Source organism: Paraburkholderia diazotrophica (genome assembly GCF_038900755.1).
Lineage (GTDB): Bacteria > Pseudomonadota > Gammaproteobacteria > Burkholderiales > Burkholderiaceae > Paraburkholderia > Paraburkholderia diazotrophica_A.
Window position 1 is genome coordinate 1 of the sequence record NZ_JBBPEN010000032.1, and the last position, 9,548, is coordinate 9,548.

Annotated in this window: 8 protein-coding genes and 2 pseudogenes; all 10 read right to left on the minus strand. The window is 51.1% G+C overall.

Features of this window, described 5'->3' with window-relative positions; all coding sequences use genetic code 11:
* Positions 1-189: 189 nt before the first annotated feature.
* Positions 190-1,548, minus strand: a complete 1,359-nt coding sequence (locus AABE10_RS35470) for a glutamine synthetase family protein (RefSeq protein ID WP_342937719.1) — start codon at positions 1,546-1,548, stop codon at positions 190-192.
* 71 nt (positions 1,549-1,619) lie between these two features.
* Complete coding sequence (locus tag AABE10_RS35475) at positions 1,620-2,525, minus strand: homoserine O-succinyltransferase (protein WP_342937720.1); 906 nt, start codon at positions 2,523-2,525, stop codon at positions 1,620-1,622.
* Between the two features lie 85 nt (positions 2,526-2,610).
* The gene (locus AABE10_RS35480) at positions 2,611-3,207 is read right to left on the minus strand and encodes a LysE family translocator (RefSeq protein WP_342937721.1); all 597 of its coding nucleotides are present in this window, start codon (positions 3,205-3,207) and stop codon (positions 2,611-2,613) included.
* A gap of 70 nt (positions 3,208-3,277) precedes the next feature.
* On the minus strand, positions 3,278-4,099 hold the full coding sequence (locus AABE10_RS35485) for a gamma-glutamyl-gamma-aminobutyrate hydrolase family protein (protein WP_342937722.1): 822 nt from the start codon (positions 4,097-4,099) through the stop codon (positions 3,278-3,280).
* Between the two features lie 2 nt (positions 4,100-4,101).
* Complete coding sequence (locus AABE10_RS35490; protein WP_342937723.1) at positions 4,102-5,163, minus strand: fatty acid desaturase family protein; 1,062 nt, start codon at positions 5,161-5,163, stop codon at positions 4,102-4,104.
* 30 nt (positions 5,164-5,193) lie between these two features.
* Entirely contained in the window at positions 5,194-6,585 is a 1,392-nt protein-coding gene (locus AABE10_RS35495; protein WP_342937724.1) for an O-acetylhomoserine aminocarboxypropyltransferase/cysteine synthase family protein, read from the minus strand.
* Positions 6,518-7,669 (minus strand): 2-aminoethylphosphonate--pyruvate transaminase, encoded by a 1,152-nt coding sequence (locus AABE10_RS35500; protein ID WP_342937725.1) that lies wholly within the window; start codon positions 7,667-7,669, stop codon positions 6,518-6,520. Before AABE10_RS35500 ends, AABE10_RS35495 begins: the two co-directional genes overlap by 68 nt.
* A 1,183-nt stretch (positions 7,670-8,852) precedes the next feature.
* Entirely contained in the window at positions 8,853-9,071 is a 219-nt protein-coding gene (gene nifT, locus AABE10_RS35505; protein ID WP_342937726.1) for a putative nitrogen fixation protein NifT, read from the minus strand.
* A gap of 186 nt (positions 9,072-9,257) precedes the next feature.
* A pseudogene (locus AABE10_RS35510) lies at positions 9,258-9,350 on the minus strand (hypothetical protein); the annotation flags it as partial.
* A pseudogene (locus tag AABE10_RS35515) lies at positions 9,314-9,548 on the minus strand (hypothetical protein); the annotation flags it as partial. The pseudogenes AABE10_RS35515 and AABE10_RS35510, both read right to left, overlap by 37 nt.

Genomic DNA, 9,548 nt, shown 5'->3' on the forward strand with positions numbered 1-9,548 from the left:
ATCGACGACCTGTTGCCTTGGAACGTCGCCCCTTTGCTGCCTCCCTCCGCGCGCATTGACCCCATTCGCTAACAGCACATCCCTCATCGGTCAATCTCGTGGGCAACGGTAATGATCGAGTGCTTACATCGAAGCTATGAAGGAAGCGTGCGATTCCACCGCTGCGCAGTTCAGGGCCCCTCGACGCGGTTAGCTTCTCTCGAATCCTCTGGTCAACTCCCAATCCGTTATACGGCGATCATATTCGAGTTGCTCCCACTGAGCCGCATGCACGTAATGATTGATGACAGTGTCGCCAAAAACCTCGCGTAGCCATGTCGAGTTTGACGCTGCAGTGATTGCTTCTCGCAATGTTTTGGGAATTTCAGGCAACTCGCCATCGAGATACGCGTCGCCGATCAGTGGACCCGGTAGTTCAAGTTTATGATCGATGCCCGCGAGGCCAGCCGCGATTAGTCCAGCGAAGGCGAGATATGGATTGAGATCCGCGCCTCCAATTCGACATTCGACCCGGACGGCATTAGAGCCTTCTCCGCAAACGCGAAAACCAGCAGTTCTGTTATCAGGACTCCACACTGTTCTCGTCGGGGCGAAGCTCCCTTTTTGAAATCGCTTATACGAGTTAACGTACGGTGCTAGAAACAGCGTAATGTCTCTTGAATACCTCAAAAGCCCCGCGAGATAATAACGCATAAGATCCGACATGCCATAAGGCGAACTCTTCTCAAAAAAAAGCGGCGTTCCCTCCAGTGTCCACAGGGACGAATGAATATGGCACGACGATCCCGCAAGCCCGTAGTTCCACTTCGCCATATACGTAATCGCTTTCTTCTGCTGCGAAGCAATCTCTTTGCTGCCGTGCTTGATGAGTGTATGTTGATCTGCCATCATCAAAGGGTCGGCATAATGTACGTTAATCTCTCCTTGACCAGCGCCCCATTCTCCTTTTGAGCATTCGATTGCAATTCCTGCTTCATGCAATCCATTCCTTATCGGGCGCATGACAGATTCTTGGCGCGTCGTCGACAAGATATGGTAATCATGACTGTATGTTCCACATGTCGTCAGGTCGCGGTATTTCTTTACCGACGTTTCCTCGTAGGTCTCATTGAACAGGTAGAACTCAAGCTCCGATGCGAAACAGGCACTCATTCCCCTCTCCGTCAGGCGGTTAAGCTGTTTTTGCAGGATCTGCCTCGGCGAATGCGCAACCGGCTGGCCGCTCTGATCTAGAACATCGCAAATTACCAATGCAGTTCCTTCCAGCCATGGAAGCCGCCGTAACGTCGAAAGATCAGGCTTTAGCACGAAATCGCCATACCCCGCTGCCCAACTGGCGCTGGCGTAGCCGGCGACCGGTTCCATCTCCATATCGTTGGCCAACAAGTAATTGCAGGCGTGCGTTTCCAGGTAGCCGCTTTTAACAAAAAAGTCGCCGTGAAATCGCTTCCCAATAAGACGACCTTGCATGTCAACCATGCAGACGAGCACAGTATCAATAACACCAGAAGCAACCGCCTGTTTCAATGCGTCAAATTTAAGACCCATGCTTCACATCCTTAGTAATTTTTCCGCGCAAATCAATTTCATCGAAATAGAAAATCGATCATCAAAAAATCTCAGCGAAGCGTATTAAAACCAGCCTTGTATATCTGGCTAATCCAATTTCCGAATAAGAGATGCGCATGACTGCGCCAGCAATTTTTGGGTCGCAGGGTTTCACAATCGTCTGGAAAATAATTCTTTGGTAAATTTGTGTGCCGACCGATTGATCGATCACGAAAATACTCATCCGCTAGAGTCTGTGTGTCGTACTCGATATGATTGAAGATGTGTAGTGAATGATGCTTCGGGTCATCAAGAAGGCACAGACCCGTCTCTGGCGATTCGATGAGTACGGATATACCACTGCTCGAAGGAATGTCCGTGCTTCTCATTTCTGTCCACCGAGAAACCGGAATACACAAATCATCGGAAAAACCCTGCAGATAAGGTGACGTGGACTCTAAGCTATGGTGTCTGAAAATGCCGAAAGCCTTCTCCGTCAGAGCGTACTTCGGCAAACCGTGAAAATGATGCAACGCCGCTTGCGCTGCCCAGCAAATGTTAAAGCAACTGCGAGCGTTGGTTTGTGTCCAGTTTAGAATTTCGATAAATTCCTTCCAGTATGCGACTTGCTCGAACGGAATCGACTCAACCGGCGCGCCTGTAATGATGAAACCATCAAAGACCTGTTCCATTACGTCGATCCAATCTGTATAGAAGGTCGTCAGATGGCTCACCGGTGTATTTTTTGGCGAGTGACTGGTGATTTTTATAAGCGTAAGGTCGACCAGTATAGGTGTTGCGCCGAGCAGGCGTGCAATCTGAATCTCCGTCTCGATTTTGTTGGGCATGAGATTTAGTAAACCAACGTGCAAAGGCCGGTCGCGCGGGCGCAATATACTGTCGCCCTCCATCACTGTGATGCCTTCTGTCTGCAGCACAGTCCCAGCGGGCAATCCTTTCGGCACTTTAATAGGCATGGATCTACAGTCTCCCTTTCAATCTAGACGGCGCGCGGAATTGTAAATAGCACTCAGACAGAGGCATGCGGAATCCTGAGCGAGATTAAAGGAGCAAACCAAGTGCGATGCATGCGTACAGTGCACCTGTTATTTTTTCCAACAAGGATTTGTTCTTGAAGGCGATGCTCGCTCGATGCGCAATAAACATATAAGTACTATAGACCGCAACCGAGATGATGGTCGCGGCAACACCCATCGAAACTGCTTGAGTGGAGTACGAGCCATACGGGTTGATAAAGCTCGGATATGTAAGCAGTGTGGCTATCCACCCTTTAGGGTTGGCCAAAGAGACTACGAGTGAATCGGCAAACATCTGTTTCGAGTTCCAATTCGTCGTTTCTTCATCGCTTGAAGTCGAATTTCCACAGAAAGTAATAATGGCTAGATATACAAGATATATCGCACCCATCCACCGTAAATATTTCAACACCCATTGGTTATCGCGGATAAAAAAGCCCACGCCCGATAACACGACTGCCGCATGAATTGCCGCACCGATTCCGAATCCGACGGCTCCTGGAATTGCAATTTTTAATCCGTGTTTAAGAGTTTGCGCGACCGCAAACGCGACGTTCGGTCCCGGCAAAACTACTGCAGCAGTAAACGCGAGGAGAAACAAAGCGAACAAATGAAAATCCATTGACACCGCCAATTCTGTTTGAATATTGCCGAATGGAAGGAACAGCGGCCTGAGGATCTGACCTCGATCGCTATTTTTTGCATCGCTGCGCCATGTAGGCGTCGCAGGCGCGCCCGAATGCTTCGAAAATATTTTGGCTCGCGTTATCCCTAGTAGCGTGCCATTCAGGATGCCACTGAAGCCCGAGTTGAAATGTTGGTGAATTTCTATATGAAAGCGCCTCTACAATATCATCATCTGCGACTGCTTCCACTTGAATACCTTTTCCCAGCGTGGCAATGCCTTGCTTATGCAGCGAATTAACTTGTAGCTCCCCGTTCTTGACAACCGACGACAGCAATCCACCGGGAGCGATTTTCACGGAGTGAACAGGTAGATACTGCTCGTCGCGAGGCAGGTTTGCGTTTTCTGAATGCGTGATTCCCTTGTGTGACGACGACAAATCTTCGTGCAGCGTGCCGTTTCTATAAACGTTCATCTCCTGCAAGCCACGGCAGATCCCCAATACGGGCATCTGAAGCTCTCCGGCTACCGTCAATGCGACCCACGACAACCGGTCTCGCGGACGATCGATCTCGCCGGGGACAACATCGTCTTCGGTGCGCGCCCATACGCGCTCGTTCATGCACAAGATATCGGGATCGAGATCGGATTCGTCGCCCGTCAGCACAAGCCCGTCGAGACGGCGCATCGCTTCACGAAATGTGCGAATAGTCGCCTCCGATGGACGATCTCCGTCTATCGTCGGTAAAATGACGCACTCGACCGAAGCGTACTCCGTCAGCGCCTCGATATAGCGCCGCCGTAACCAGTCGCGATGGACTCCGTCGCAAAGGTGGCGATTTGCGGTAACCCCAACAACGGCGCAACCCATAGGACGATGCTTATCCATCGTTATGCTCGCTCCTCGCCCGGCAGGCGCTCAAGCTGAGCCTCGTACAGCCGCCGGTTCCGCTCAAGCAGTTGACTGATGACACTTGGCTGCCCATTGGGGCCGCGAGCGAAGAGTCCTCCCCATGAATCGGCAATCTCGGCATATTGCGGATCGCGTAGCCTGATCTTTTGTGCCCGCTTCAGGTGCCAGAAGGGGATGCCCGGCGAGAGGTGATGTTCCAGATGATATTCATCAAGGTTGGCGCCGAACAGCAGCCGCTCGATCAGGTTGCCTTTGCGATTGCGTGTCAGATAGACATCGTCGGTTTCGGTCTCGCACATTGGAGAATGTTCCGCAAGTTCGATGAACCAGCCCAATGCCTGAAAGGTCGTCAGATAAGGAACCAGCCAGAACAACACGAGCATATCAACTGATTTCGCCTGAATGAAGCCGAGAATAACGACCAGCCAGAACAGTGCGAATCCGTAAGTATCGATGGCAGATCCCAGCCTATCGATGTCCTTCTGACCTTCGCGTGAAATGAGAAACCGGTTGTTCCATAGATATTTTAGGTAGCGTAACGTCGCACCGCCCAGCATCGCCTTCCAGATAACGGAAAACGCGTATTTGCGTGGATGGCGGACGTCATATACGCCCGACGATATGAAGAACTTCAGGTCAGGATCTTTCTCCGGGTCGCCGAGATGAGGATGATGCAGATGAACATGAGAGTAGCGATATGCCCAATGACGCTGAAGAAGAGGATATGCTGCAAAAACAATTCCGAGAAAATAGTTCCAGCGGGTGTTTTTTGCGAGTGTCCGATGTGCTGCGTCATGGGCGATCGTCGTCAGCCCACGTTGTTGCGCGCCGATTATTAGCACTACGATAGGATACAGCCACCACGTAATTCGTACAGTCGCGTAAGCACACGCCAGAATGACCAGATAGTCCTTCAGAATATAAAGTGCGCCAGTGATGTTATCAGGCTTCAATTCAGACAACTCACGGGTAATGTCGCGCGAGAAGCGAGAGGTCCTGAATCGTTTGCCTCGCAGTTGCCACGCTTCACAAATTTCCATGATTAAATCTCCCTCCGTGAAAGATCGATGTCAGACGGCGTCCAGTCCTTGTTGAATATCCGCGACGATATCGTCTACGTTCTCGATGCCGACACACAGGCGGATGGACCCATCGAAAATACCGGCGGCCTCACGCTGCTCTTTTGGAACAGTCGTGTGAGTTGTCGAGACTGGATGTGTGACCAATGTTCGCGCATCACCCACGTTTGATACGTGGTACATGAGCTCGATGTTGGTGATGAATCTGCGTCCGGCTGCTTCATCGGCCAGTTCGAACATGATGATTGCGCCATAACCGACACGCGCGTCAATCAACTCGTCAACAAGCTCGCGTTCGTATCCACAGGTTAGCGATGGATATGACACACGCTTGACCTTCGGATGCTTTATCAAGAACCCGGCAACGGCCAACGCATTCTCACAATGCCGTTGCATGCGAAGATGAAGTGTCTCGAGCCCTTGAATCAACTGAAAACTGGAGAACGGACTAATCGCGGCACCGGTGTCACGGAGCCACGTCATCCGCGCCTTCAGCAAATAGGGACTTGCGCCAAGATCGCCAAGTTTAAGAACAGCCTCTTTCCAGAGGATGCCGCCATGCGCTTCGTCCGGTTCGTTAAACAACGGGAATCGGACTGTATCATCGAACGCGAAGCGCCCGTTATCAACGATCAATCCGCCAAGCGTCGTCCCGTGGCCGCATAGATACTTCGTCGCGGAATATGTGGAGATGCTCGCGCCCAAAGAGGCGGGACGGCAGAGCAAAGGAGTTGTGGTATTGTCAACGATGATAGGAACCCCATGCCGTTTTCCAATCTCCGCGAGCGCCGGGATAGGCAAAGGGACAAGACACGGGTTCGAAAACGCCTCTCCGAATATTGCAATGGTTCTGTCATCGGTCAGCAATTCGAAAGACGATATATTCTTTGGATCTGCGCATCGCGCCTCGATACCCAACCGTTTAAATGTATTGAAGAGGAGATTCCACGAATTTCCATACAAATACTTCGATGCAACTACGTTATCGCCTGGCTTTCCGCTGCACAGGTTGGCGATGGCAAGAAAGGTTGCGGCCTGTCCAGAAGCTACCGCAAGAGAGTCGCTTGCACTCTCCACTGCGGCAAATCGCTTTTCGAGAATACGCGTCGTGGGGTTGATGATTCTGCTATACGTAAACCCATCTTCCTTGGCGTTGTAAATTCCGGCAATCTTTTCCAGATCACCTTCAAGCTCATAGGCTGTTGATTGGTAAATGGGCACCGAAACAGCCTTTGTCACCGGATCATGGCGATAGCTAGCATAAAGAAGTGCTGTTTCTCTGGACATCTGTTCACTGGCATTGCTTCTCGACATATCACAAGACCTTTTCCAAAACTCGTTTTTTTGACGCCGGCAAGTGTTTTCTAATGTCTCGATTGGCATCGAAGAAATCCTGAAACGCGATTTCCAACAGGCGAATCCACATCGGATCGATGCATCCCATACAACCAATCCTGAAACTGCGGGTCTGAGAATGCAACTTTGTATAGATGTAGAGGTTGTAGTCCACCAGATGGGCGTACAGCGCGTCGAGGTCTTTTTGGGTACGAATGACATTAGGTGCGGTAAGGGCAAGGCATACCGGCGACCGTATATTCGCGTTTAAAAGAGGAGAGGCGTACGGCGCGGTTGCGCCGATGATCGCGTCACGTACAGAGCGGTAACGCTCACCGCGGCGAAAGACGCCCTCGATGGTCAGTCGCTCAAGTGCTTTGGCGCAAGCCTGGATGACATGTGTTGGAGGAGTGGAGCGCCATTCACCGGATTTCTCAAAACTATTCCATTGGTCTCGAACATCCAGCACGAAAGAATTCATATGTTTAACGTTGCTATTAAGCAACTCCAATGAAGCGATTACAAACGACACACCCGGTGGACCTTCAATGCATTTATTGCTAGAAGTGACAAGGACGTCAAATTGCACCTGCTTGGCGTTAATCTCCACCGCACCGAAGGAACTCATTGCATCTATGATCGTTCTTACGCCGCGCTTCTTTGCTAGTTCTACTATCGGTCCGATCGGATTAATGACGCCTGTGGTGGTTTCGCAATGCACGAAGCACAAATGCGTTATCGTGGGATTCCTTCTCAGATATTCAGCAATTTGGGATGTTGAAAGCGGCTCATCACAGGGAGCAGTCATGCTGACAACATGTACACCACGGAGTTGCAGCATTTTTAGAATCCGCTCACCGTAAATTCCATTGATGCAGACGAGAGGCCGATCGGAAGGCGCAACAAAGGAAGCCAACGCGGCTTCGATGCCGTAGGATCCACCGCCTTGCATCGGGATCACCGAGTAGGCGTCTTTACCGTCAACTAAATCAACTATTATATTTCTTACCTGATCCGTTATCGTCTTGAAACACCCGTCACGCGAGCCGACGTCATATTGCATCTGCGCCCTGACCTCATCGCTCAACGTCAATGGCCCCGGCGTCAGCAAGAAATGATGCTTTACAGTCATGTATAACACTCCGCGATCGAAGATGATTATGTGAAGGCGTGAACGGTATATTCAGGCATTCTTAAGTGCATGCCACGTGACACATATTCCACCGCATTTGTTACCGTATTGGCCGTGTCTCAGCCTTCACGAGACCGTTTGATTTATCGATACGCCACCTTCCACGCCTTACCCCAGCCAGATACATATTCGGTGCGTTCGCTTCTACGCTGAGTTACGGTCATCGTCGACTCTGTTCATTGCGGGTCCTTCAAAAGTCATGTCATTCGCGCGAAGATCAGTGTTCCGCCATGCGGGGCGAAATGCAATTTGAGCCAACGACATGCGATGAACTCATCCGAACCAAACCAAACTACTTATCATCAGTTGCCGCAAACGGCGCGCCGACGAAACGCGCACAGAACCCGCAAGCGCCGCCATCACCTACCATCTTGACCCGCCCCATATCCGTTGTTGCTCATCTTGCCACAGCGAGACATGTTGTTAACATGAATATTTCTGATGCAGTTCTAACGATTTTTAATAGCCACACTCATTATCAATCATTGATGGAGTAGTTACCGTTACACAAAAATTACATACGATTCCAAATATGAAACCAACCTTAATCCGATTTCTTTATCCACATGATGACGCACACATTGAGTGAATTTTCTCGGCGCAAAACTCATGCACAACCGGACTCGGTTTTTGCATTGAAATGCATATTTCTATAGGACTACTTGACAGATGAATTTTTCTCTAACGTGTTGCATGCCAACTCCCTCATTTTTCGCTCGTGGTCGAATTGATGGTAGAGAGTGTGACCATTGACGACTTCGGAAGATGTCGGTAGCTGGTAGCGTGTCCGCGGTGAAGCAGTCGCCGAGTATCTGTTTCACCGGGCCGGGAACAGCCGTCAACTAAGAAAGCGGCGCATCCCGCGGATTGCGAGACCTCAAGCGCGAGCTTGCTTTACTTACAAACGTTGACAGTACTTCTCGCTCAACGGGCACCTGCTGCGCGTTTCGCTCTATTGCAAGAAGTTCGGTCAACGCTTTGCCACATCGCATTTGTTCATTAAGCGAGCGAGGATCTGTCGACCGATTTCTGTTCCATTACCACTTACTCTGACGTCCGCCTGAATACCGCAAGGCAATATCAAAGTAGTTGTGACATTGACTAAGCAGAAGCGAGCGTCATATCAGTCCGTCTTCCCCGTCACGCGCCGGGCTTCTACAGTGACGGGGAGCACGGTATCAGGTGCCATTTCGGGCAGCTCCAGCTGCCAGCCATTGGCCAGCGTAATGATCCCACCCCATATATGGGCGCGCGCAACAGAAACGATCGTCTCCTCAACATCTTTCTTCGGGACGTAAGCGGTCAATGCTCCTCGTCTATCCCTCCGGATCGTCACTTTCACGTCTGAAGCTCCTCAGTCTGTGTGGCAAACTTATGCTGCATGCCCCGTGGTCTTCGAGTAACAAGGAGAGCGGACGTCGAAGCTCTCGGGCACGTGTGCCGTGCCACGCAGCAACTCATCGACAGTCATGGACCTAGCTAGCCTTCATCGGATAACAGCCATGTTGATGCAAGCGCGATTTCTTCGTCAGTGCAACCGGCAATCCCCGTCGAACCCGGCGATTTCTCCGAGCGATCCGGCCGTCACGAGACACTCACCTTCGCTCCGGTCGGGATATCCGCCATAGTTGTGGAGGTCGTCCAGAGCAGCGACGTATATTCGCCACCGATACGCCGGCAGGGAGTGAAATGCGAGCGAAGAGCCTTGGCCCGCTCGCCCAGACAGGCGAGCACGTCTTCGGGAAGATGGTCGAGCGTGCACAGTTCCTTCGCCCGCATGCCGACCTTGCGGTCTGTTTCAACGAAATGAACCGCGTAG

Coding starts and splice junctions, on each gene's coding strand:
- AABE10_RS35475 (WP_342937720.1), bottom strand. CDS start 2,525: ATGCCTATTAAAGTGCCGAAAGGATTGCCCGCTGGGACTGTGCTGCAG.
- AABE10_RS35485 (WP_342937722.1), bottom strand. CDS start 4,099: ATGGATAAGCATCGTCCTATGGGTTGCGCCGTTGTTGGGGTTACCGCA.
- AABE10_RS35495 (WP_342937724.1), bottom strand. CDS start 6,585: ATGCCAATCGAGACATTAGAAAACACTTGCCGGCGTCAAAAAAACGAG.
- AABE10_RS35480 (WP_342937721.1), bottom strand. CDS start 3,207: ATGGATTTTCATTTGTTCGCTTTGTTTCTCCTCGCGTTTACTGCTGCA.
- AABE10_RS35490 (WP_342937723.1), bottom strand. CDS start 5,163: ATGGAAATTTGTGAAGCGTGGCAACTGCGAGGCAAACGATTCAGGACC.
- AABE10_RS35470 (WP_342937719.1), bottom strand. CDS start 1,548: ATGGGTCTTAAATTTGACGCATTGAAACAGGCGGTTGCTTCTGGTGTT.
- AABE10_RS35500 (WP_342937725.1), bottom strand. CDS start 7,669: ATGACTGTAAAGCATCATTTCTTGCTGACGCCGGGGCCATTGACGTTG.